Here is a 23,102-nt window from a genome sequence, read left to right as displayed (position 1 = left end):
CCCTGCGCGTGTTTTTCGTGCGCGACGTGGTTTCTCACGGCCGCTGGGCGCCGGCCCCGGGCGGGTCACGACGGCGTAGCGTGGAGGCATGGCTGGAATCGTGATCTTCGGCGGCCACGGAAAGGTTGCCCTCCTGCTCGCTCCCCTTCTCTCGGCTCGCGGTGACGAGGTGACCGCCGTGATCCGCAACCCCGAGCATGCCGACGACGTGCGGGCGACCGGTGCGCAGCCGGTCGTGCTCGACGTCGAGCATGAGGATCAGGCGGCGATCGCCGCTCTGCTCGCGGGGCACGACGCGGTGGTGTGGTCGGCGGGTGCCGGCGGCGGAGACGCGGCGCGCACCCGCGCCGTCGACCACGAGGCCGCGGTGCGGTCGATGGATGCGGCAGCGGATGCCGGCGTGCGCCGCTATGTGATGGTGTCGTACTTCGGCGCATCGCCCGACCATGGCATCCCGGCCGACAACCCGTTCCACGCGTACGCGGAGGCGAAGGCAGCGGCCGACGAGCACCTGCGCTCATCGTCGCTGGACTGGACGGTGCTCGGCCCGAGCGCGCTCACCCTCGAGGACGGAACCGGGCGCATCGACGTCACCGCGAGCGAATCCGACCAGGTCTCGCGCGCCAACGTGGCCGAGGTCATCGCGCAGGTGCTCGTCGACGACTCCACCGTCGGCCGGACCATCCGCTTCAATGACGGGCAGACAGCGATCGCCGAGGCGCTCCGCGCCTGACCCCGGCTCCCACCGGATCCCCCTCAAGAGAACCGCCACTCGCTCCGGTATGAGTTCGTGCCGCTCAGGATCCCGGTGAGCGACAGAAACTCATACCGGAAGGAGGAGCGGTTCGCGGGGCGGGCGGGGCGGGGCGGGGATCAGGCCAGACCGACCGGGATGAGGGCGTGCGCGACGACGTAGATCGCCAGCCCCGCAAGCGCACCCACCACCGTGCCGTTGAGCCGGATGTACTGCAGGTCACGGCCGACCATGAGCTCGATCTTCTCGGTCGTCTCGGCCGGGTCCCACTTCTCGACGGTGTCGGTGATGATCGAGGCGATGTCGTGCCGGTACCGGTCGACGAGGAACACGGCGGCATCCGTCGCCCAGCCGTCCACCCGCGCCTGCAGCGCCGGGTCGGTGGCCAGCCGCTGCCCGATCTCCGCGATCGCCGCGGCCGCGCGGCGGCGCAGCCCGCTCTGCGGATCGGCGAGTGCGTCGAGCAGTCCGGCCTTCGCGGTGTTCCAGGCGCTCGCGGCGAGCTCGCCCACGCGCGGGCTGTCGAAGAGCGTCGTCTTCGCGCTCTCCAGCCGCTCCCGCATGACCTCGTCGTGCTGCAGGGCATCGGCAAGACGCGAGAGATAGCCGTCGAGGGCCAGGCGGGCCGGATGCCGGGGATCGGCGTGCACCGCGCGCACGAACTTCAGCGCCTCGCTGTACGCCGTCTCGTCGACGAAGCGGTGGGCGAGACGCGGCACCCAGGACGGCAGGCGGCGGGAGATGAGTCCCTGGAAGGCCGCGGCGTTGTTCTCCAGCCACGCACCGAGACTGTCGACGGCGAGATCGACCGCTCCGCGATGCGCGTCCGCCTCGACGATTCGCTGCAGCCAGGTGCCGGCCGAGGGCGCCCAGTCCGGCTCGATGAGATGCTCGCGGGCGAGATCGGCGATCAGACCCTGCACCTCGTCATCGCTCAGCGCACGCAGCACCGCGGATGCCGCGGTCGCCGCCTCGGACGCCACGCGCTGCGCATGCGCCTCAACGGTGAGCCACTCGCCGAGCCGCCGCGACAGGGCGGTGGTCGTGAGCTTCGCGCGCACGACATCGCCGGCGAGGAAGTTGGTCTCGACGAACTCACCGAGCGTTCGGCCGATCTCGTCCTTGCGGTTGGGGATGATCGCGGTGTGCGGGATCGGCAGTCCGAGCGGATGCCGGAACAGCGCCGTCACGGCGAACCAGTCCGCCAGAGCGCCGACCATCCCGCCCTCCGCCGCTGCGCGCACGTAGCCGAGCCAGGGATGGCGTGATTCCAGCCAGAACGAGAAGACGAACACGATCGCCATGACGATCAGCGCGCCCAGGGCGACGGCCTTCATCCGGCGCAGGCCGCGCAGTCGCTCCTGATCGGCGGGCGAGAGCAGCGCCATCGGTGTTCGCGACATGCCGACATCCTTTCACGGTGACTACGCTTGAAGGGTGATCGACGACATCAAGAAGCGCGCGCTGCACCGCACCAGCATCCTCGAGGGTCAGCTGCGCGGCATCGCTCGGATGATCGAGAACGAGGAGTACTGCATGGACATCATCACGCAGTCGCGTGCCGTGCAGCGCTCGCTGGAGTCGCTGAACCGGCTGCTGCTCGAGAATCACCTGCGCACGCATGTCACGCACATGTTCGAACAGGGCGGCGACGAGCGCGAGACCGCGGTCGGGGAGCTGCTGCGGGCATTCGAGTTCGACCGCAAGTAGTCCATATCAGCAGTCCCAGCGACTGTTTTCGACGGATATCGTCGCGAGCTCGGCTGCCTTCTACGTTTTTCGCTGTACCTCCACGCTCGACTGTGCTTGACTGACCTCCAAGCAGATCTCACCGTGGAGGTTTCATGGCTCATCCCGCACCCGCGACGACCGTCGCGTCCGATGACACCGGCGCCGGCGGCGTCGAGCTCGTCGGCGTCACGAAGGAGTACGGCGACGCCACCGCGGTCGACGACCTCTCCCTCTCCATCCGTCCGGGCGAGTTCCTCTCGCTGCTCGGGCCGTCCGGGTGCGGCAAGACCACCACACTGCGCATGATCGCCGGCTTCGAGCATCCGGATGCCGGCGACATCCGCATCTCCGGCCGCAGCGTGCTGGGTCTGGCGCCGCACCGGCGCGAGGTGAACACGGTGTTCCAGGCCTATGCGCTCTTCCCGCACATGACGGTCGCCGAGAACGTCGCCTACGGTCTGCAGCAGCGCCGGGTGCCGAAGGCCGAGCAGCGCGAGCGCGTCATCGCCGCCCTCGACATGGTGCAGCTGCGCCGGTTCGCCGACCGCAAGCCCACCATGCTCTCCGGCGGTCAGCAGCAGCGCATCGCGCTCTCTCGCGCGCTCATCAACCGGCCGAGCGTGCTCCTCCTGGACGAGCCGCTTGCCGCCCTCGATCGTCAGCTGCGCGAGGAGATGCAGGTCGAGCTGAAGCTGCTGCAGGCCCGCCTGGGCACGACCTTCGTCTTCGTCACGCACGACCAGGGTGAGGCGCTGTCGATGAGCGACCGGATCGCCGTGATGCGGGCCGGCGGGATCGAGCAGCTGGACGCGCCCGATCGCATCTACTCCGCACCCGCCTCGGCTTACGTGGCCTCTTTCATCGGGCAGCAGAACTTCCTCAGCGGAACCGCGCAGGGCGAGGGCGTCGAGACGACGGTGGGTCTGATCCGCGGTGCGTGGGGAGCCGAGCGGGTCGCGCCGGGGGAGGCCGCCGTCGCCGCCATCCGTCCCGAGTTCATCCGCATCGAGTCCGCTGCGGCTGACGGCTTCGGCGTCGACGGGCGCGTGCTGAGCGTGTCGTACCTCGGTGAGACCCTGCAGGTCGTCGTCGGGATCGCCGGCGAGCAGACGCTGCTGGTGCGGACGCCCGCCCCCACGGCCCCTGCCGTCTCCGTCGACCAGGTGGTGCGCTGCACCTGGTCGCCGTCCGACGTACGCCTCTTCGCTGCGGCAGGCGCACCCACCGCAGCGACACATGTGATCGCCCTGCCCGCGCGCGCCGCCGTCTGAACGGCGCTCCGCCCAACAACCCGACCCGGGCCAACCCGACCCGGCCCCGCCCGACTACCCGGCCCGTACCCGCACCGAAACAGCACCGCACGAAGGAGTGCTCCCATGAACGACAACAGCATCCGCATCCTCGCCGACAGCAGCATCGCGTCGATCGTGCGGCACCAGCTCACCCGGCGCGGCTTCATCGGCGCAGTCGCCGCCCTCGGCGCGGCGGGCGTGCTCACGGCGTGCTCGCCGGGCGGTTCGGCGAAGCCGGCACCCGGTGCCACCGGCGGAGCGGTCGAGGACAAGCTCTCCATCTACAGCTGGGGCGAGTACGACGCCCCCGAGGTGATCACGGCGTTCACGAAGGATGAGGGCCCCAAGGTCGTCATGGACACGTTCAACTCCAACGAGGAGATGATCGCCAAGCTCGTCGCCGCGAAGGGAACCAGCGGCTACGACCTGGTCGTGCCGACCGGCGTCTTCATCCCGCAGATGATCGAGAACGGGCTGCTGGCCAAGCTCAACCTCGACCTCATCCCGAACATCGAGCACATGGACCCGGCGTTCCTCGGCCGTGACTGGGATCCCAAGAACGAGTACTCCATCTGCAAGGCGTGGGGCACCACCGGGTTCGTGTACGACAAGACCGTCATCACCCGCGAACTGAAGACGTGGAACGACTTCATCGACGCGGCGCAGAACGAGGCATCCGGCAAGACGTCCGTGCTCGACGACCCCGCCCCGCTCGGGGGCATCTACTACTGGGCCAACGGGATCGACTGGAACACCACAGATCCCGCCCACCTCGACGCATGCGAGAAGTTCCTCGTCGACGAGCTCGCGCCGCACATCTCCGCCTTCGACTCTTACCCGGGAGGGGCGGCGATCCCGCAGGCATCGCACGTGCTCATGCAGGTGTGGAACGGCGACGCCCGCATCGGCATCCAGGAATCGCCCGACCCCGACCGCTGGCAGTGGGTGCTCGGCGCCCCCGACACCGAGCTGTGGATGGACAACTGGGCGCTCGCCGCCGGCGCGCCGCACCCCGAGGCCGCGCACGCGTTCCTCAACTACATCCTCACCCCCGAGAACCAGCTCAAGCAGGTCGACTACATCGGCTACGACACCGGTGCCAAGGGCGTGAGAGAAGCCGCGGAGGAGGCGGGGCTTGAGATGCTCGACATGGTCTTCTTCGACGAGGCCCAGGTGAAGACCATGCACGAGGGCAAGGTCACCGAAGCGCAGGCGCGCATCGTCGAGATCTGGAACAAGACCAAGGCCGCCGCCGGTGCGTAGCCCTCGCTTCGGCCTCGCAGTACCCGCCTGGGTCTGGCTGGCACTGTTCTTCATCGCCCCCATCGGCATGGTGGTGTGGTTCAGCTTCGGCTACAAGCCCGGCATCTTCGGTACACACGCCAACGACGTGCTCTCCTTCGACCGCTACGCCGAGGCCATGTCGCCGACCTTCTTCGCGACGTTCCAGAACACGCTGTGGGTCGGCATCCTCGGCACCCTGCTGTGTCTGGTGATCGGGGCGCCCGTCGCCTACTGGATGGCGGTGAAGGCGCCGCCCGCACGTCGCGGGCTGCTCATCGCGCTGGTGATGGTGCCGTTCTGGACCAACTTCCTGGTGCGCACCCTTGGCTGGCAGGTGATCCTCTCGCCGGAAGGATGGCTGTCGAGCCTGCTGCAGGGCGTCGGCATCATCGACGGGCCGATCGATGTGCTCTACACCCGCACCGCGGTGCTGATCGGCGTCGTGTACAACTACCTCCCCCTGATGATCCTGCCGCTGTACGTGGCGTTCGACCGTGTCGGGACGCCGCTGCGTGAGGCGAGCAAGGACCTCGGCGCGGGGAGCCTGCGCACCTTCCTGCAGGTGACCGTGCCGCTGGCGCGGCCCGGCATCATCGCCGGCGTGCTGCTGGTGTTCATCCCGCTGATGGGCGACTACATCACCGCGACCGTCCTCGGCGGCGCGCAGGGCAATATGATCGGCCAACTCGTCGCCAGTCAGTTCGGCACGGCGCAGAACTGGGCGCTCGGATCGGCGATGGCGGTGCTGCTCATCGTCGTCATCATGGTCACGATCGCCGTCGCCGCCGGCATCCTGTGGCTCATCTCGCTTCCGCTGCGCAACCGCGGCCGGCTCGTCCTCGGAGAGGCATCATGAGCGATATCCGCACCCGCCGCCGCAGCGCAGTGGCAGATCGCGTCCTCAGCGTCTGGTCGATCGCGGTCTACGCCTTCCTGTTCCTGCCGATCGTCGTCATCATCCTGGCGTCGTTCAACTCGGGCCGACTGCTCGTGGCCTGGGAGGGGTTCAGCCTGGCCCCGTTCGCGGCGCTGGTCGAGAAGCCGGTGATCCGCGACGCGGTGATGGTGTCGCTGCGCACCGGTCTGATCGCCGCTCTGTTCGCGGCGGTGCTCGGCACCCTCGCCGGCATCGCCATGGCCCGCCGTCCCGGGCGCTGGGTGTGGTGGTTCCTCGGGCTGCTGCTGCTGGTGTCGGTGACGCCCGAGATCGTCGACGCGGTGGCTCTGCTGCCCTGGCTGGTCTTCCTCGGCCAGGACCTCGGCATGTCGATGTTCAACGACGGCACGGTGCGCCTCGTCGTCGGGCACTCGCTGTTCTCCGTCGCCATCGTCTCGTACATCGTGCGCGCCCGGCTGGTGGGGCTGGATGCCCGGCTGGAAGAGGCCTCCGCCGATCTCTACGCGCCGCCCGTGCGCACCTTCCTGCGCGTCACGCTGCCGCTGGCGATGCCGGCGGTGCTCGCGGGCTTCCTGCTGTCGTTCACCCTCAGCCTGGACAACACCGTCGTCTCCGCCTTCGTGCAGGTCTCGGGCACCACGCCCTGGCCGGTGTACGTGCTCAGCTCGCTGCGCAGCGGCCTGCGGCCGGAGATCGCCGCCGTGTCGACGGTGATGCTGCTGCTCACGCTCGTGTCGCTGGCGCTCGTCGCGCTCGTGCTCAAGCGGGCCGGCGACTCGACGACTGAGATCGCCAGAACGATGGCCGGAGGATGACATGACCCATGCCGATCTCGTCTTCACCGGCGGCGCGTACGGCGGGCGGGTGTTCCGCTCGGACGCGTCGCGCGGCCGCGCCGATGCCGTCGCTGTCCGCGCCGGCCGGATCGTCGCGCTCGATCGGGAGGCCGTCGCACTGATCGGGCCCGGCACGCAGGTGGTGGACCTGGATGGGCGGATGCTGCTGCCCGGCTTCCAGGACGCGCATGTGCATCCGCTGTGGGGCGGTCTGGACATGCTGCGCTGCGACCTCGCCGACCTCTCCACGCAGGATGCCTACCTGCAGCGCATCGCGCAGTACGCCGCCGCACACCCCGACGACGACTGGGTGCTCGGCGGCGGCTGGATGATGTCGGCCTTCCCCGGCGGCACGCCCACCGCCGTCGCCCTCGACCGGGTCGTGCCCGACCGGCCCGCCTTCCTGCCCAACCGCGACGGACACGGGGCGTGGGTGAACTCCCGCGCCCTCGCGCTCGCCGGGATCACCCGCGACACCCCCGATCCCGACGATGGACGCATCGAGAGGGATGCCACCGGCTCGCCGACGGGGACGCTGCACGAGGGCGCGATGACGCTGGTCAATCGCCTGCTCCCGTCGGAGTCGCACGAGCGGCTGCGCGAGGCGCTCGCCGTCGGGCAGCGGTACCTGCACTCGTTCGGCATCACCGCCTGGCAGGATGCCATCGTCGGCACCCAGTACAGCGATGCCGGTGACCCGCTGCCGGTGTACATCGCCGCCGATCGGGCCGGGGAGCTCACCGGCCGCGTCGTCGGATCGCTGTGGTGGGACCGCACCCGAGGACTGGAGCAGATCGACGACCTCGTCGCGCTGCGCGAGAGCGCTGCCGGAGCATGCCGGTTCGCCGCGACCAGCATCAAGATCATGCAGGACGGTGTGGCCGAGAACTTCACCGCGTCGATGCTCGAGCCGTACTGCGACGGACACGGGCATCCCACCGAGAACGCCGGCATCTCGTTCGTCGAACCGGCGGTGCTGAACGAGGCGGCGGCCCGACTGGACGCCCTCGGCTTCACCCTGCATTTCCACGCCATCGGCGACCGTGCCGTGCGCGAGTGCCTGGACGCCGTGGAGAGCGCGCTGAGTCGCAACGGGCCACGCGGCAACCCGCATCACATCTCGCACATCCAGGTGGTGCATCCCGACGACGTGCCGCGCTTCCGGCGCCTGGGCGTGACGGCCAACATGCAGATGCTCTGGGCGACGCTCGAGCCGCAGATGGTCGAGCTCACCCTGCCGTTCCTCGGCGACCAGCGCTCCAGTTGGCAGTACCCGTTCGGGGATCTGCTGCGCTCGGGTGCCGCGCTCGCCGCGGGCAGCGACTGGTCGGTGTCGACGCCTGACCCGATGGCGGCGATCCACACCGCCGTGAACCGGCGCTCGGCGCCCTCGGAGTGGGAGGGCGACTACCCGCCGTTCCTGCCCGAGCAGGCCATCGACCTCGGCACCGCACTGCACGCGTACACGGCGGGGTCGGCGCGGGTGAACAGCCTGCGCGAGACCGGGACGGTCCGGGTCGGGATGCTGGCGGACCTCGTCCTGCTCGACCGCGACCCCTTCGAGGGCGAGCCGGAGCAGATCGGCGAGACGCAGGTGCTCGGCACCTGGGTCGAGGGCGTGCCGGTGTTCGAAGCCTGATCTGCTCGGAGCGTCAGCCCTCGAGCGGCCCCAGCCAGGCCGACGCGGCCGTGGAGTGCGCCGACTCCGGGTCGGAGGGATGGAACACGCCGGCCAGCACATCGCGGTACAGCCGCGAGAGCTCGTTCGACGAGAAGTAGGATCCGCCGCCGGCGACGAGCATCGCCTCATCGACGACCTGCTTCGCCATCGCCACGGCGCGGTGCTTCACCCCGGACAGGAGGGTGAACCAGCGTGCGCCGTGATCGGCGATCTCGTCCACGTCGCGCGCGAGGGCGGCGATCTGCGGAGGCAGCGCGTCGTAGGCGAGCGCCATGTCGGCGATGCGCCAGCGGATGTCGGGATCCTGGCTGTAGGTCGTGCCGGTCTTCTTGGACCGCCTGGTCTTCGCGGCCTGCACGGCGAGATCGAGCGCTCGCCGCGCGATGCCGGTGTACACGGAAGCGAGCAGGATCTCGAAGACGCTGAAGATGCCGAACACGATCGGGTCCGGGTTCGGGCCGGGGTCGATGCGCCGGACCACGTGCTCGGCTGCGGCGATCGCGCCGCTCAGCCGGGTGGTGCGGCTCTGCGTGCCGCGCATGCCGAGGGTGTCCCAGTCGTCGCTGGTGACGACGGCATCCGTGCGGTCGATGAAGGCGAAGACGAGCTTGGGGGCATCCGGGCTCGTGGTGTCGAGGCCGTGCAGGCCGAGCTTCGTCCACACCGGGGCGAGCGAGGTGAAGATCTTCGTGCCGGTGAAGGCGTAGCCGCCGTCGCGCTGCGGCGCGGCATCCGTGTCGCTGCCGAACAGCACCAGATCGTTGCCGCCCTCACTGATGCCGAATGCGAAGACGTCGCCGGCCGCGGCGCCGTCCTGCACGAACTCCAGTCCCGGCACTCCGCGGTCGCTGAACACCCTGGCGACGCCTGTCCACACCAGGTGCATGTTGATCGCGAGCGCGGTGGCGGGGGCCGCGGAGGCGAGGCGCTGCTGCAGCACCGCCGCCTCGGCGAGGCTGAGACCGGCCCCGCCGCGCTCACGCGGGACGAGGATCGACAGGTAGCCGGCCTCGCGCAGCTCATCGAGGTCCTGCTGCGGGAAGGTGTTCTCGCGATCGTGCACGGCGGCGCGCTCGCGGATGCGCTGGAGAAGGTCGTCGGGCAGGTGGAGGGCGGGGTCGAATGCGCTCACGAGAGGGCCTCCAGGATCTGCCGGGTCGTCTCCTGGGGACGATCGCGGTGCGGTGAGTGGCCGGCGCCGGGCACGACCGACATGGTGATGTGCGGGTTCTCCAGCACGGATCGGGCGAGTTCTCCGGTGAACAGGCTGTACACCTCGGGGTCGGCGCCGATGATGTGCGTGGGGATGCGCAGCTGTGCCGCCTGCGCGCGGACGTCCCAGGGTTCGTTCTGCACGCTGGTCTGCTCGACGGCCCAGCGGCTGGCGCGCAGCACGGCATCCACCTTCAGCTCGATGTCCTGCGGATGCCAGTCGGGGTGCTCTTCGCGCACCGACTCGACGTCGGGAGCGGCGAAGGCGTGCTGCTGACTGCGGCGGATGATCCCCTCGTCGCGCCCGGCGACGTGGATCGCCGGATCGATCAGCACGAGACGTCGCGCCCATCCGGATGCCGTGGTGGCGGCGACCACGGTGGCGGCCCCGCCCAGGGAGTGGCCGATCACGGCATCCCACTCCGCGCCGCCCTGCGGGCGCACGGCGGCGACGTCCCCGCCGTACGCGGCCACGGAGCAGTCCAGCGCGCGAGGTGCGTCGCCGTGCCCACGCAGGTCCACCGCGGTGGCCTGCCAGCCGGCATCCGCCAGCGCGGTGCCGATGCGCCACATCAGCGCGCCCGACGATCCGAGACCGTGGACGAGCAGGGCGCGGCGGGGTCCGTCGCCCCAGACCAGACGAGGAAGCGTGAGCGGTGCGGGCACGCCACCAGCCTAGATCGGCGGCATCTGCAGGCGGGCGGTCTGGATGGGCTCGGTGTCGGGGTGCGGCGACGGATCGCGCCCGCGCAGGTCGGGGAAGGAGCGCACGAACGCCACTGACACGACCAGTCCGACCAACGCGAACAGCGTCGCGGCGAGGTAGGCGCCGGTGGGACCGCCCTGGTCGATGAGGATGCCGGCGACCGCCGACCCCGCCGCGGCGCCGATCAGTTGGCCGGTGCCGGCCCAGCCGAAGGCCTCGGCGGTCTCGCTGAACTTCACGCTGGCGGTGGTGATGGCAAAGAGCACGGCCAGTGCGGGTGCAATGCCCACGCCCGCGAGCAGCAGTGTGCCGCCGAGCCAGAAGATGTCCAGCGACACCATCGTCAGCGCCAGCCCGACCGTGACGATCAGCAGGCGGCGTGCCATGGCCCAGGGGCCGATCGGGATGTGTCCCGACCCCAGACCGCCGGCCAGGCTGCCCAGCGAGAACACCGCCAGCACCAGCCCGGCCTCCAGGCCGCCGTGCCCGAACGTGGCGACGACGCCGACCTCGACAGCCGAGCACGCGCCGATGAGCAGGAAGCCGATGATCGTGGCGAGCAGCACCGGGGGCTTGAGCACCACGCGTCCGAAGGCGCGGCGGCTGCGGGGAATGCGCACGCGGCCCAGCTCGGGGGAGAGGATGAACCACGCCCCGCCGCCGGCGAGGATCACGGCGACCAGCAGCAGTCCCTCGACGGTACCGACCTGGGTGGAGACGAATGTGATCACCACCGGGGCGACGATCCAGATGATCTCCTGCAGCGAGGCGTCGAGCGAGAACAGCGGGGTGAGCTGACCGGCGTTGACGAGCTTGGGGTAGATGGTGCGCACGGCCGCCTGCACCGGAGGAGTCGACAGCCCGGCCAGCAGCGCGAAGACCATGTAGCCGGGCAGGGTGAGCGGCAGCAGTGCGAGGCCGAGGACGGCGAGGATGCACACCACCAGGGTGAGGGTGAGCACGCGGCGCATGCCCCAGGCGCCCATCCACCGGCTGGTCACCGGTCCGGCGATCGCCTGGCCCACCGAGGCGGCGGCCAGCACGATGCCCGCCGCGCCGTACGAACCGGTCTGCTGCTCGACGTGCAGCAGGACGGCGAGACTCGTCATGCCGTTGGGGAACCGCGCCACCAGCTGAGCTGCGATCATCCGCGCCACGCCGGGCGTGCGAAGAAGGTCCCGATATCCCGCCATCAGAGCAGATTATCCGGCGCGGGCTCGGCGGCGCGAGACGGCTCGGCGCCGACGCGCCGCGACACGCCGAGGGTGCTTCTCCACAGGAAATCGGATGTCGGTGGCCGGGCGTACCGTCCTGCCTGTGGATGGATTCGAGAGGAGGGCCGGCAAGCCGCGTGAATCCGCGGTCCGAGCGAGCTCTCGCGCGGTCGCGGGCTGTGGAAGAAACGGTGGAGAAGCTGTGTTGTATCTGGGGAGAGCAGTGGAAAACTACACGGATGTAACTACTACCCCTTGTGGTCGCTTCCAATGTACGTCCCCATATGTAGTATTGAAGTCCCGGCGGGGGTCTGCCGGGGAAACCACCTGGAACAGAGGGGAATCTGACATCACCATGTCGATCACGGTCTACACCAAGCCTTCCTGCGTGCAGTGCAACGCGACCTACCGCGCCCTCGACGCCAAGGGCATCGAGTACCAGATCACCGACCTCTCCGAGGACGCGTCGGCGCTCGAGCAGGTCAAAGCGCTGGGCTACATGTCGGCACCCGTCGTCGTCACCGACGACGGCCACTGGTCGGGCTTCCGTCCCGACAAGATCGACGAGCTCGCCGCGCGTCTCGCATAAGCCCTTCGACCAGCTCAGGAACCGTCCTTCGTCGTCGCTCAGGAACCGGGGTGAACTGTGAACATGGTCGCGACCGCGGTGCCGCTCCTGGTCTACTTCTCGAGCGTCTCGGGCAACACCGCGCGGTTCATCGAGAAGCTCCGTCTTCCCGCTCGCCGCATCCCCCTGCTCCGCACGGACGAGCCGCTCCTCGTCGATGAGCCGTTCGTGCTCGTCACCCCGACCTACGGGGGCGGACAGGGGCGCGGCGAGGAGAAGGGCGCGGTGCCCAAGCAGGTGATCCGGTTCCTCAACGATGAGCGCAACCGGCGTCACATCCGCGGAGTGATCTCCGCGGGAAACACGAACTTCGGCGAGGCGTTCTGCCTCGCCGGCGAGATCATCAGCCGCAAGTGCGACGTGCCGCACTTGTATCGGTTCGAGGTATTCGGCACGCAGGACGACGTCGATCGCGTAAGCGACGGATTGGAACGATGGTGGAAGCGACAGTGACAGACGCGGTGGAGTTCAAGGCGAACCCCGCGTACGAGGGCATGGACTACCACGCCCTGAACGCCATGCTGAACCTGTACGACGCGAACGGGAAGATCCAGTTCGACGCCGACCGGCGCGCGGCGCGGGAGTACTTCCTGCAGCACGTGAACCAGAACACGGTGTTCTTCCACTCGCTCAAGGAGCGGCTGGACTACCTCGTCGAGAAGCAGTACTACGAGGGCGCCGTCATCGAGCAGTACTCGTTCGAGTTCGTTCAGAAGCTCAACGATCTCGCGTACTCGAAGAAGTTCCGCTTCGAGACCTTCCTCGGCGCGTTCAAGTACTACACGAGCTACACGCTGAAGACCTTCGACGGCAAGCGGTACCTCGAGCGCTTCGAGGACCGGGTCGTGATGACCGCGCTCGCGCTCGCCGAGGGCGACGAGCAGGTCGCGATCGACCTGGTCGAGGAGATCATCTCCGGACGCTTCCAGCCGGCGACGCCGACGTTCCTCAACGCCGGCAAGGCGCAGCGCGGCGAGCTGGTCAGCTGCTTCCTGCTGCGCATCGAGGACAACATGGAGTCGATCGCCCGCGGCATCAACTCCTCGCTGCAGCTGTCCAAGCGCGGTGGGGGAGTGGCCCTGCTGCTGTCGAACATCCGCGAGTCGGGTGCGCCGATCAAGCAGATCGAGAACCAGTCATCGGGCATCATCCCCGTGATGAAGCTGCTCGAAGACAGCTTCAGCTACGCCAACCAGCTCGGTGCCCGTCAGGGCGCGGGCGCCGTCTACCTCAGCGCGCACCACCCCGACATCATGCGCTTCCTCGACACCAAGCGCGAGAACGCCGACGAGAAGATCCGCATCAAGACGCTCTCGCTGGGCGTCGTCGTGCCCGACATCACGTTCGAGCTCGCCAAGAAGGGCGAGGACATGTACCTGTTCTCGCCGTACGACGTCGAGCGCGTCTACGGCGTGCCGTTCGGCGACATCTCGGTGACCGAGAAGTACCACGAGATGGTCGATGACTCGCGCATCAAGAAGACCAAGATCAACGCGCGTGAGTTCTTCCAGACGCTCGCCGAGATCCAGTTCGAGTCGGGCTACCCGTACATCATGTTCGAGGACACGGTGAACAACGCGAACCCGATCAAGGGTCGCATCAACATGTCGAACCTGTGCAGCGAGATCCTGCAGGTGAACACGCCGACCACGTACAACGACGACCTGTCGTACGACCAGATCGGCAAGGACATCTCGTGCAACCTCGGCTCGATGAACATCGCGCTGGCGATGGATGCCGATGACCTGGGCAAGACCGTCGAGACCGCCATCCGCGCCCTGACCGCCGTCAGCACGCAGAGCCACATCAACTCGGTGCGCTCGATCGAGGACGGCAACGACCGCTCGCATGCCATCGGTCTCGGCCAGATGAACCTGCACGGCTACCTCGCCCGTGAGCGTGTCTTCTACGGTTCCGAAGAGGGCATCGACTTCACGAACATCTACTTCTACACCGTGCTGTTCCACGCGCTGAAGGCGTCGAACAAGCTCGCCATCGAGCGCGGCGAGACCTTCGACGGCTTCGAGGACTCGACATACGCGTCGGGGGAGTTCTTCGACAAGTACATCGATCAGGCCTGGGCGCCGGCGACCGAGAAGGTCAAGGAGCTCTTCGCCGGCAAGTTCATCCCCGCACAGCAGGACTGGACCGAGCTGCGCGAGAGCATCCAGCAGCACGGTCTGTTCAACCAGAACCTGCAGGCGGTGCCGCCGACCGGCTCGATCTCGTACATCAACAACTCGACGTCTTCGATCCACCCGATCGCGTCGAAGGTCGAGATCCGCAAGGAGGGCAAGCTCGGCCGCGTGTACTACCCGGCGCCGTTCATGACGAACGACAACCTGGAGTACTACCAGGACGCCTACGAGATCGGCTACGAGAAGGTCATCGACACGTACGCCGCCGCCACGCAGCACGTCGACCAGGGCCTGTCGCTGACGCTGTTCTTCAAGGACACCGCCACCACGCGCGACATCAACAAGGCGCAGATCTACGCATGGCGCAAGGGCATCAAGACGATCTACTACATCCGTCTGCGTCAGCTCGCGCTCGAGGGCACCGACATGTCCGAGTGCGTCAGCTGCATGTTGTGATTGACGTCTGATCAGGCTTTTTTCTCAGAACAGGATTGGTGGAATGACCCCGTCTCCCAAGCTCACGCTGATCGACCATGTGCAGGCGATCAACTGGAACCGCATCGAGGATGAGAAGGACCTCGAGGTGTGGAACCGCCTCGTGAACAACTTCTGGCTGCCCGAGAAGGTGCCGCTGTCGAACGACGTGCAGTCGTGGAACACGCTCACCCCCGACGAGCAGCTGATGACCATGCGCGTGTTCACCGGCCTCACCCTGCTCGACACCATCCAGGGCACGGTCGGCGCGGTCTCGCTGATCCCCGACGCGATCACCCCGCACGAAGAGGCGGTGTACACGAACATCGCGTTCATGGAGTCGGTGCACGCGAAGAGCTACTCGTCGATCTTCTCGACGCTGTGCTCGACGAAGGAGATCGACGAGGCCTTCCGCTGGTCGGTGGAGAACCAGAACCTGCAGAAGAAGGCGCAGATCATCGTCGACTACTACCGTGGCGACGACCCGCTCAAGCGCAAGGTAGCCTCGACGCTGCTCGAGTCGTTCCTGTTCTACTCGGGCTTCTACCTGCCGATCTACTGGTCGTCGAAGGCGAAGCTGACGAACACCGCTGACTTGATCCGCCTCATCATCCGCGACGAGGCCGTGCACGGCTACTACATCGGCTACAAGTTCCAGAAGGGGCTCGAGAAGGAGACGCAGGAGCGTCGCGACGAGCTCAAGGACTACACCTTCAACCTGCTGTACGAACTGTACGAGAACGAGGTGCAGTACACGCAGGACCTCTATGACGGCGTCGGCCTCACCGAGGACGTCAAGAAGTTCCTGCACTACAACGCCAACAAGGCGCTGATGAACCTCGGCTACGAGCCCATGTTCCCCTCCACGGTCACCAACGTGAACCCGGCGATCCTGTCGGCCCTGTCGCCGAACGCCGACGAGAACCATGACTTCTTCTCGGGGTCGGGCTCGTCGTACGTGATCGGCAAGGCCGAGGCCACCGAGGACGACGACTGGGACTTCTGAGCGCTGCTTCTCTAAGCCCCCGCGAAACATCTAGTCAGAGGTCCGGACCCGCATACTTCGGGGGTCCGGGCCTCTTTCGTGCCTCCTCGAAACAGACGGAGGACTCAAGTGACGATGAACAGCCGTTCGCCGCGGCAAGCGGGCGGCAGACCCCCTAGCAGCGCGTAACCGATTGATGCATAAGCAGTATCGGGAGATGTTCTAATGTGTTGGTTTGGCATCTACGGCGTGGGCATACTGTTCAGAGTTCACACGGTCATCGGCGGCAACTTTAAGAACCTGCAACGGAGCGGCAATGCAAGAAATCACACTCATCAGTGACGCTGAAGCAGCGAGTGCGCGGTGCGGATTCGATGTCATCGGACGACTGCTGTTCACACAGATCCGTCTCGACGCCCAGCCGTTCATCACTCCGATGATTCTTCGTGATGGCGACACCGAACGTGTTGTTGTGCGACAGCAGGAAACCGGCAACATGATGAGCTCGGGCGCAAACCTCGATGACCTCCTGTTCTACGAGCCGTGGGTGTCGATCGACCGCCGCGTCCTCGACGGCATTCCCGTTTCACCCACCTTGGTCGATGCTCTTGCGCCCATCGTCGGTGATCGGGTGCTGCACCTCAACGAAGGCGTGGTTCGCGCACACTACGATGCTCTTGGGCAACGGCTGAGCGTCGAAGTCAAAGCCGCCGATCTCAAACCCGTGCGCGTCTGTGAGATCCGTGAGTCGGACGTGCTGGAATGGTTCGCCGCGGCCCGCGATGAGTCAAAGCCGGCCGCAACGAAGCTCGTAAGCGAGGTCGCGCACCTGCGGTCCCTCAGCAAGCACGTCGGCAGCCCTGCGGACACCCGCTTCATCGCGCTTCGCGAACTTCTCGCTTCGAGTGGGGAGGACGCGCTTCTCGTATCCTCCCCACCCAACTACAGCGAACTCAGCGCGATGAGCCACAGGCCGGGCAGCTGGGTGCTGTTCGTGCCCGCGTCCGACACGCTCTACCAGCTGAACGAGATCACGGGCGATGTCGATGCTCACGACTCGCAGACTTACTCATCGCTACCCGCAGCGGTGCGCGAACTCGTCGCAGGACGAAGACTCGCGATCGAGGAGCAGTACCTGAGCGCCGCGTTGGCGCTCGAGCTCGAGAACGCGGGCTTCTCCCTCGGCTACTTGTCGCTCGCGCTCGGAAACTGGCGCGATACCCGGGACCGCGAAGACCTCGCTGCCCAGTTGATCGCCGCACGAGCAACGACCGAAGCAATCGAGGAGGCGCTTGAGGTTGCAAGGCAGCGCATCGAATGCGGTGAAAGCTTCACCGAGAACGACATCTATCTGGAGTTTCTGAACCAGCTGAGCATATTCCAGAAGAAGCATGAGCTACCCGTAGAGCTGAAGCCGTATTTCGCGAACCTGACTGCCTCCGAGCGCATGCTGTTCCCGGGCCCGCCGACCGATTTTGAGATCGGCCCCGACACCCGATGCGTCCAGCTTGATGCGGGCATCAGGGTCACGAAGGACGGCGTGGTGCTCGCATCCTCCGACATGGCGCGCACGTTGCCGCTCACCGCCGATGCGCGCCGAGCCTACGCCGTGCTGTCGAACGTAATGCGCAGCACGACGATACCCGCCCTTCGACCCGGCGCCGTCTGCGAAGACGTGCATCGGCTGACAATGGCGGAACTCGAGCGCGTTCGTGAAGAGCTGGAAGCTTGCGGAGTCATGGAGGCCAGCGTCGATTTCGTCGCAGAGTACAACAACCGCAACGTCGGGCACCTGATGGGCAAACAGGAGTCCTTCGCGAACGAGTTGCGGCCGGGCCACACGCAGACGCTTTCCGCGGGAGCAATCGGTGCCGCCGAGATCCCGTGGAGATTCGACAAGTACTCGCTGGCCACAGAAGACATGTGGCTGATCGGCGAGCAGGAGACCTTCAACCTCACCCTGCGGAAGCACTGAGAAACCTCGGATGCCTTCACGCACCAACCACCCTCCCCATCATTGATACGAAGGAGTACAACCATGGCTCAACTGAGAAAGCCACTCGCGCTGCTGGCGGTTGCCGCCCTGGCGCTGCTCGCCGGATGCAGTGGCACTCCCGATGCATCCGCACCGGCAGAGAGCGAAGGCAGCGGATTGACCGTCGGCCCGCCCGATGCCGATACAGTCGTCGAGATCGAGACCGTCGACGGCCTCTTCGACAAGCTGCCCGACGCCATCAAAGACCGCGGCAAGCTCGTCGTCGGCGTCGAGGCGAATGCTGGCCTGCCCAACTCCGTCAGCACTCCGGAGGGTGAACTCCGAGGCCTCATCGTTGACACCGCCTACGCGCTCGGTAAGACGATCGGCATTGATGTGGAACTTGCGCCGACTACCTTCGACCAGATCATCCCGGGGCTCGAGGCCGGCCGTTATGACCTCGGCACCAACACCTTCTCCGTCACGGAGGAGCGTCTGCAGGCGGTCGACTTCGTCAACCATCTCGTCGGCGTTCGCGCGGTGCTGCTCGTGCAGGCTGATAACGACGAATACGCAGGCAAGCTCACCGTCACCGATGCTTGCGGCCTGAGCGTCGGTGTAAACAAGGGGGGTGTGCAGGTCCTCGAACTCGAAAAGGCCTCTGCCCAGTGCGTCGAGGAAGGCAAGGAGCCGATCGACATCCAACTCTTCCCCTCGAACCCCGAAGCGGTGCTGGCGGTGAAGAGCGGTCGCACCGACGCATCCATCTTCCAGTACACCCAGACCATGACGTACGCCAGCGAAGACGCGTCTCTGGCGGCCGGCGGCCTGATCCCCGGCATAACCAGCTACGTGGGCATGGCTCTTCCGAAGGGCAGCGAAGCGCAGGATGTGATTCGTGAGGCCATGCTCGTGCTCTACGACTCGGGCGTCTGGATGCAGATTCTGAAGCTCTACAGCATCGAGGATCAAGCACCGACCGAAGAAGTCATCCTTGCCACCGGCCTGTACGTACCCGAAGACGACGGGTAGTGACACGTGGCTCGCTCAAACAGCTCGGCAGTCTTCTTCGGCGAAGAGATTGGCCGCATCAAACCGGAACGACACGTGACGCGCTGGATCGGTACGGCGCTCGTCCTGCTGATCGCAGTGCTGCTGCTGCAGTCGATGATGACGAACCCCAACTACCAGTGGGATGTGGTGTTTCGATACTTCACATCGACTCAGGTGCTGCTCGGGCTCCTGAAGACAGTCGAACTGACGGTTGTGTCGATGGTTCTCGGCACGCTGCTTGGTTCGGTGCTCGCGGTCATGCGCTTGTCATCGGTGGTCGTGTTCCGCGCAGCGGCCGCGTTCTACGTATGGGTTTTCCGTGCTACGCCCCTGCTCGTTCAGCTGATCATTCTGTACAACCTGGCGGCGCTCTACCCGGATCTCGCTATTCATGTGCCCTTCGGCCCAGAGATCAGCATCAACATGAACGAACTGCTCACGCCGTACCTCGTGGCTGTTCTGGCGTTCTCCTTGAATGAGGCGGCGTACATGTGCGAGATCATTCGAGGCGGAATCATGTCGGTTGATCCGGGGCAGACCGAGGCGGCGAAGGCGCTGGGAATGACGAGCGGCAGAATTCGCACACGCATTGTGTTTCCGCAGGCGATGCGTTTCATCATCCCTCCGTCCGGCAGTCAGGTGATCTCGATGCTGAAGGGCACGTCGATCATCAGCGTCATCGCGTTCTCGGAACTGCTCTACACGGTTCAGGTGATCTACACGCGCACGTTCGAAACGATTCCGCTGCTCATCGTGGCCGCGCTCTGGTACCTGCTCGTCACATCCGTGTTGATGGTGGCACAAGGATACATCGAGAAGCACTACTCGCGAGGCTTCGACGGCAAGCGTGCCCCCACCAAGGCAGAGGGCACGAGGACGGCCGCGATTCGCGCCATTCCTCTCACGGATCCGGTCAACGTCGTGCCGATTTCCCCAGAGACCAAGGCAGGCCTCAGTGAGCAGCACGCAGGCACCAGAGAAGGACGCACTCATGACTGAGCCGATCGTAAGGATCATCGACGTTCACAAGTCGTTCGGCGAAGACGAGATCCTGAAGGGCATCACCTTCGATATCGCACCCTCGAGCGTTGTGTGCATTGCGGGACCCTCGGGCTCCGGCAAGAGCACCCTGCTGAGATGCATCAACCAGCTCGAGACGATCAACTCGGGCGAGATCTACGTCGAGGATCGGCTCGTCGGGTACACGCGCGAGGGTGGCCGCGTGCGCGCGGCCAAAGAGCGCGAGATTGCAGCGTTTCGCACCCGGGTGGGGATGGTGTTTCAGCAGTTCAATCTCTTCCCCCACATGACGGTGACCGACAACATCATCGAGGCGCCGGTGAGAGTGCAGAAGCGCAATAAGGCGGAAGCGACGGCGCACGCGCACGAGATGCTTGCGAGGGTCGGCTTGGCAGACAAGGCCAATGCCTACCCGCGTCAGCTCTCGGGTGGGCAGCAGCAACGTGTCGCGATCGCCCGTGCGCTCGCAATGCGCCCGTCAGTCATGCTGTTTGACGAGCCCACGTCGGCATTGGACCCGGAGATGGTGGGTGAGGTGCTGACCGTGATGAAGGAGCTCGCTGAAGACGGCATGACCATGATTGTGGTGACGCACGAGCTCGGATTCGCACGCGAGGTGGGTGACAGCATCATGTTCATGGATGAGGGCGTCGTGGTCGAACACGGACCGTCTCATGATGTACTCAACAACCCGAAGCATGCTCGCACTCGTGCTTTCGTCGAGAGCATTCTGCATTGAGGTCGATAGTTTTTGTTCACACATGTTCGGGAAGTGAAGCTGAATCGTGAATAAGCACTACAAGCCGTACTCGTTCTACAGCAGTCCGAGCAACTTCGACTCGGAGGTTCAAGAGCAGTTTCACCTCCCGAACCCGGTGGAGATCTTTGACAGCACCATCAGAAAACTGATGCTCACGCCCGGAGTGAGAGTGACGCTGGCGGACATCGATCGGATCTCCCGACTTTCCGCAGAGATCGGGCTCACGTCGACCGTGCTCAATCTGCATTGGTGGGGATCAGCGGATCCGGAACCGTATTCGCTCGGTGTATTCAGTGCCTTTCACCGCACTGAGCAAACCGATCTGACCATCAGCTCCGACGTGTTCAACGGGGAGTACTGGCAGAAGGGGGTGGCGCAACTCGCTGAGCTCGCACCGAGGTCGGTGGCGGTTGACCTGCCGATTCCCGACGTTGAAGGACATAACGGTCACGACCTCTCGGCGCAGCTTCAGAAGCTCGAGCGAGCCTGCGAGAACCTGCGCGGGGTCGGGATAGAACCAACGCTCGGTGTGCTCGATGTTGGCCGCGCTCACCCCGAAGCGCTGCGGGCGTACATCGAGACGGGCGTCGCGGGCGGATGCACGCGAATGCTGGTGCATGACTCCGCGAGCTCGCTTTCGCCCGAGGCGATGAAGCTGATCATGCGACGCCTGCGCGGCATGGTCGGCGAGATGCCGACCATCATTCACGCGCATAACGATTGTGGACTCGCAGACACCGTGTGCCTCGCTGCCGTCACGGAGGGCGCCCACCCTGATGTGTCGATAGGAGGGGTGTCGTACCGTGGCGGATTCGCAAAGCTCGAAGTGATTGCGGCCGCACTCACCACTCTCTACGGAGTCGAACTGCAACTCGACTGGGACAAGATTCAAGAATTGTCCAGGTACGTCGACCGCTTGGTGCCGGCCTCGGGCTTTCGGGGAGTCACGGGTGAACGCGCATTCTTGAAGGAGGCGACCGCCGCATTCCAGAAGTCGAAGACGGTGGATGGGCGCGCAGTCAGCTGCTCGGATTCACTGCTCTCGGCAGAGGCGTTCGGAGCCGAGACGACACTCGTGTGGGGAGCGAACCTGATCGCGAACACTCCCGCGCTGACGGCGAAACTCGGACTTCTCAACCTCGATGTCTCAGCCGAGGGCGTGAGAGCCGCACGGCGCATCCTCACCGAGGCGCTCGCAGGGAAAGAGGCCTACCCCTATTGGATCACTGACGACGAGGCGTGTGATCTGCTGGTCCAGCATCTGCGCTGAGAGCGCGGACGGGCGAGGCCGGAGTCTCGATAGCACGTAGAGCACAAGGACGGCGCGTGGCAGCTCGACGGTGTGCCGAGCCTGGGTGAGCGCCGCACATGCGGCTCGTCCTCACTCGTGGTGGTGCACGTCGTTCACCAAGCTCAGCAGCCGCTCGACGAGCGGATTGTGCGACTCGGAGTTCCACGCGATATCGAGCTCGACGCTGTTGAGGCGCGATGATGGATCGACCTTGCTGATGGGCAACAGAGTGACCGAGTCGGGGGTGATGCGCTCCGCGGACTCAGGCACGAGCGTGAAACCGAGCCCCGCGCTCACCAGTGCCAGCAGTGCGGGTACCTGGCCCGCGTACTGCACGATGCGCGGTTGCACGCCGCTGGCGACGAACATCGACAACAGCAGATCGTGGAAGTATCGCGCCACGCTCGGCGAGTACATAAGCAGCTGCTCATCCTTGAGGTCGATGAGCTTCAACGGGCCCTCGTGCTGCGCCAGCGGTGAATCGCTCGGCACGGCGACGGTGAGCCGTTCCCGGAAGACCAGTCGCGTGCTGATCTGCGGCCGCGCGAGCAGCGGACGCATCAGACCGACGTCGACCGTGCCTTTTTCGAGCTCTTCCGTCTGATCGAGCGAGACGAGCTCGCGCAGCAGCAGTGTCACCCCGGGCAGTTCAGTCGTGGCACGCCGGAGCAGATCAGGCACGACCGCCTGGCCGGCCATCGCCGTGTACGCGATGGTGATGGTGCCGGCAGCGCCGTGGCCGACGGACTGTACGTCGGCGACTGCCTTGGCTGCAAGGTCGATGAGTCGGCGTGCGTTGGGTAACAGGGCACGTCCTGCGTGGGTCAGAGTGACTCGCCGGCTGGTGCGGTCGAACAGCCTCGTCGACAGCTCGCGCTCGAGCTGCTGGATCTGGCGGCTCAGCGGTGGCTGCGTCATCTTCAGACGTGTGGCCGCGGCGCCGAAGTGCAGTTCCTCCGCAACCGCGATGAAGCATTCGAGTTGCACTAGCGAGATCATCGATTCACTCCTGACATCAGAACGCCCACCTAATGGTTTGCCTGCGTATTCTCCCTCACCCTAATGTCAGGCGAATCCCGGCGTGACGGAATCCGGCGAGTCGGGATTTCTGCACCGGCTCCCGGGGCCAGCGCCGGTCCCCGAGACGGCTGATCGCTCGGGCGTCTCGCA

Annotated in this window: 21 protein-coding genes; 16 read left to right on the top strand and 5 right to left on the bottom strand. The window is 66.1% G+C overall.

Going from position 1 to position 23,102, the window contains the following annotated elements:
- Positions 1-88: 88 nt before the first annotated feature.
- On the top strand, positions 89-733 hold the full coding sequence (locus WFG93_RS13510) for an NAD(P)H-binding protein (protein ID WP_336646861.1): 645 nt from the start codon (positions 89-91) through the stop codon (positions 731-733).
- 140 nt (positions 734-873) lie between these two features.
- Here the strand turns inward: WFG93_RS13510 and WFG93_RS13505 are convergent, their stop codons facing one another.
- Complete coding sequence (locus tag WFG93_RS13505) at positions 874-2,157, bottom strand: DUF445 domain-containing protein (protein ID WP_336646860.1); 1,284 nt, start codon at positions 2,155-2,157, stop codon at positions 874-876.
- A 34-nt stretch (positions 2,158-2,191) separates the two neighbouring features.
- Between WFG93_RS13505 and WFG93_RS13500 the strand changes: the two genes are divergently transcribed.
- The 6 genes from WFG93_RS13500 to WFG93_RS13475 all read left to right on the top strand — a co-directional run bounded on the left by WFG93_RS13500 (position 2,192) and on the right by WFG93_RS13475 (position 8,434).
- A complete protein-coding gene (locus WFG93_RS13500; RefSeq protein ID WP_336646859.1) occupies positions 2,192-2,464 on the top strand; it encodes a metal-sensitive transcriptional regulator in 273 nt (90 codons plus the stop codon).
- A 134-nt stretch (positions 2,465-2,598) separates the two neighbouring features.
- Complete coding sequence (locus WFG93_RS13495; RefSeq protein WP_336646858.1) at positions 2,599-3,756, top strand: ABC transporter ATP-binding protein; 1,158 nt, start codon at positions 2,599-2,601, stop codon at positions 3,754-3,756.
- Positions 3,757-3,861: 105 nt separating this feature from the next.
- A complete protein-coding gene (locus WFG93_RS13490) occupies positions 3,862-5,040 on the top strand; it encodes a polyamine ABC transporter substrate-binding protein (protein WP_336646857.1) in 1,179 nt (392 codons plus the stop codon).
- A complete protein-coding gene (locus WFG93_RS13485; protein WP_336646856.1) occupies positions 5,033-5,917 on the top strand; it encodes an ABC transporter permease in 885 nt (294 codons plus the stop codon). Before WFG93_RS13490 ends, WFG93_RS13485 begins: the two co-directional genes overlap by 8 nt.
- Positions 5,914-6,774, top strand: a complete 861-nt coding sequence (locus tag WFG93_RS13480) for an ABC transporter permease (RefSeq protein WP_336646855.1) — start codon at positions 5,914-5,916, stop codon at positions 6,772-6,774. The genes WFG93_RS13485 and WFG93_RS13480 overlap by 4 nt, the downstream gene beginning before the upstream one ends.
- Before the next feature lies 1 nt (position 6,775).
- A complete protein-coding gene (locus WFG93_RS13475; RefSeq protein WP_336646854.1) occupies positions 6,776-8,434 on the top strand; it encodes an amidohydrolase in 1,659 nt (552 codons plus the stop codon).
- 13 nt (positions 8,435-8,447) lie between these two features.
- Here WFG93_RS13475 and WFG93_RS13470 read toward each other — a convergent pair whose 3' ends face one another.
- The 3 genes from WFG93_RS13470 to WFG93_RS13460 are packed head-to-tail and all read right to left on the bottom strand — an operon-like array spanning position 8,448 to position 11,587.
- Positions 8,448-9,608: an acyl-CoA dehydrogenase family protein gene (locus WFG93_RS13470; RefSeq protein WP_336646853.1), complete on the bottom strand. Its 1,161-nt coding sequence runs from the start codon at positions 9,606-9,608 to the stop codon at positions 8,448-8,450.
- Positions 9,605-10,354: an alpha/beta fold hydrolase gene (locus WFG93_RS13465; RefSeq protein ID WP_336646852.1), complete on the bottom strand. Its 750-nt coding sequence runs from the start codon at positions 10,352-10,354 to the stop codon at positions 9,605-9,607. Before WFG93_RS13465 ends, WFG93_RS13470 begins: the two co-directional genes overlap by 4 nt.
- Before the next feature lie 9 nt (positions 10,355-10,363).
- Positions 10,364-11,587, bottom strand: coding sequence for an MFS transporter (locus tag WFG93_RS13460; protein WP_336646851.1), 1,224 nt, complete (start codon positions 11,585-11,587; stop codon positions 10,364-10,366).
- A 376-nt stretch (positions 11,588-11,963) separates the two neighbouring features.
- On the opposite strand from WFG93_RS13460, the gene nrdH reads away from it, so the two are divergent.
- The 9 genes from nrdH (at position 11,964) to WFG93_RS13415 (ending at position 21,911) form a co-directional block, all read left to right on the top strand.
- Positions 11,964-12,197 (top strand): glutaredoxin-like protein NrdH, encoded by a 234-nt coding sequence (gene nrdH, locus WFG93_RS13455; protein ID WP_313355674.1) that lies wholly within the window; start codon positions 11,964-11,966, stop codon positions 12,195-12,197.
- A 63-nt stretch (positions 12,198-12,260) separates the two neighbouring features.
- The gene (gene nrdI / locus WFG93_RS13450) at positions 12,261-12,689 is read left to right on the top strand and encodes a class Ib ribonucleoside-diphosphate reductase assembly flavoprotein NrdI (RefSeq protein WP_336646850.1); all 429 of its coding nucleotides are present in this window, start codon (positions 12,261-12,263) and stop codon (positions 12,687-12,689) included.
- Complete coding sequence (gene nrdE, locus WFG93_RS13445) at positions 12,671-14,830, top strand: class 1b ribonucleoside-diphosphate reductase subunit alpha (protein WP_336646849.1); 2,160 nt, start codon at positions 12,671-12,673, stop codon at positions 14,828-14,830. Before nrdI ends, nrdE begins: the two co-directional genes overlap by 19 nt.
- A gap of 43 nt (positions 14,831-14,873) precedes the next feature.
- Positions 14,874-15,854, top strand: coding sequence for a class 1b ribonucleoside-diphosphate reductase subunit beta (gene nrdF, locus WFG93_RS13440; RefSeq protein WP_336646848.1), 981 nt, complete (start codon positions 14,874-14,876; stop codon positions 15,852-15,854).
- Positions 15,855-16,149: 295 nt separating this feature from the next.
- Complete coding sequence (locus tag WFG93_RS13435) at positions 16,150-17,808, top strand: M24 family metallopeptidase (protein ID WP_336646847.1); 1,659 nt, start codon at positions 16,150-16,152, stop codon at positions 17,806-17,808.
- A 63-nt stretch (positions 17,809-17,871) separates the two neighbouring features.
- Positions 17,872-18,840: a transporter substrate-binding domain-containing protein gene (locus WFG93_RS13430; RefSeq protein ID WP_336646846.1), complete on the top strand. Its 969-nt coding sequence runs from the start codon at positions 17,872-17,874 to the stop codon at positions 18,838-18,840.
- A gap of 6 nt (positions 18,841-18,846) precedes the next feature.
- Complete coding sequence (locus tag WFG93_RS13425; RefSeq protein ID WP_336646845.1) at positions 18,847-19,860, top strand: amino acid ABC transporter permease; 1,014 nt, start codon at positions 18,847-18,849, stop codon at positions 19,858-19,860.
- A complete protein-coding gene (locus WFG93_RS13420; protein ID WP_336646844.1) occupies positions 19,853-20,620 on the top strand; it encodes an amino acid ABC transporter ATP-binding protein in 768 nt (255 codons plus the stop codon). The genes WFG93_RS13425 and WFG93_RS13420 overlap by 8 nt, the downstream gene beginning before the upstream one ends.
- A gap of 46 nt (positions 20,621-20,666) precedes the next feature.
- Positions 20,667-21,911 (top strand): hypothetical protein, encoded by a 1,245-nt coding sequence (locus WFG93_RS13415; protein WP_336646843.1) that lies wholly within the window; start codon positions 20,667-20,669, stop codon positions 21,909-21,911.
- A gap of 111 nt (positions 21,912-22,022) precedes the next feature.
- Here WFG93_RS13415 and WFG93_RS13410 read toward each other — a convergent pair whose 3' ends face one another.
- Entirely contained in the window at positions 22,023-22,931 is a 909-nt protein-coding gene (locus tag WFG93_RS13410) for a LysR family transcriptional regulator (protein ID WP_336646842.1), read from the bottom strand.
- Positions 22,932-23,102: the final 171 nt, after the last annotated feature.

It is taken from the genome of Microbacterium sp. USHLN186 (assembly GCF_037145155.1).
Lineage (GTDB): Bacteria > Actinomycetota > Actinomycetes > Actinomycetales > Microbacteriaceae > Microbacterium.
Note: the sequence above shows the minus strand (reverse complement) of the source record. Positions and strands in the feature narration are given on the sequence as shown.

Coding starts and splice junctions, on each gene's coding strand:
- WFG93_RS13510 (WP_336646861.1), top strand. CDS start 89: ATGGCTGGAATCGTGATCTTCGGCGGCCACGGAAAGGTTGCCCTCCTG.
- WFG93_RS13505 (WP_336646860.1), bottom strand. CDS start 2,157: ATGTCGCGAACACCGATGGCGCTGCTCTCGCCCGCCGATCAGGAGCGA.
- WFG93_RS13495 (WP_336646858.1), top strand. CDS start 2,599: ATGGCTCATCCCGCACCCGCGACGACCGTCGCGTCCGATGACACCGGC.
- WFG93_RS13490 (WP_336646857.1), top strand. CDS start 3,862: ATGAACGACAACAGCATCCGCATCCTCGCCGACAGCAGCATCGCGTCG.
- WFG93_RS13480 (WP_336646855.1), top strand. CDS start 5,914: ATGAGCGATATCCGCACCCGCCGCCGCAGCGCAGTGGCAGATCGCGTC.
- WFG93_RS13475 (WP_336646854.1), top strand. CDS start 6,776: ATGACCCATGCCGATCTCGTCTTCACCGGCGGCGCGTACGGCGGGCGG.
- WFG93_RS13460 (WP_336646851.1), bottom strand. CDS start 11,587: ATGGCGGGATATCGGGACCTTCTTCGCACGCCCGGCGTGGCGCGGATG.
- nrdH (WP_313355674.1), top strand. CDS start 11,964: ATGTCGATCACGGTCTACACCAAGCCTTCCTGCGTGCAGTGCAACGCG.
- nrdI (WP_336646850.1), top strand. CDS start 12,261: ATGGTCGCGACCGCGGTGCCGCTCCTGGTCTACTTCTCGAGCGTCTCG.
- nrdE (WP_336646849.1), top strand. CDS start 12,671: ATGGTGGAAGCGACAGTGACAGACGCGGTGGAGTTCAAGGCGAACCCC.
- nrdF (WP_336646848.1), top strand. CDS start 14,874: ATGACCCCGTCTCCCAAGCTCACGCTGATCGACCATGTGCAGGCGATC.
- WFG93_RS13435 (WP_336646847.1), top strand. CDS start 16,150: ATGCAAGAAATCACACTCATCAGTGACGCTGAAGCAGCGAGTGCGCGG.
- WFG93_RS13430 (WP_336646846.1), top strand. CDS start 17,872: ATGGCTCAACTGAGAAAGCCACTCGCGCTGCTGGCGGTTGCCGCCCTG.
- WFG93_RS13420 (WP_336646844.1), top strand. CDS start 19,853: ATGACTGAGCCGATCGTAAGGATCATCGACGTTCACAAGTCGTTCGGC.
- WFG93_RS13410 (WP_336646842.1), bottom strand. CDS start 22,931: ATGATCTCGCTAGTGCAACTCGAATGCTTCATCGCGGTTGCGGAGGAA.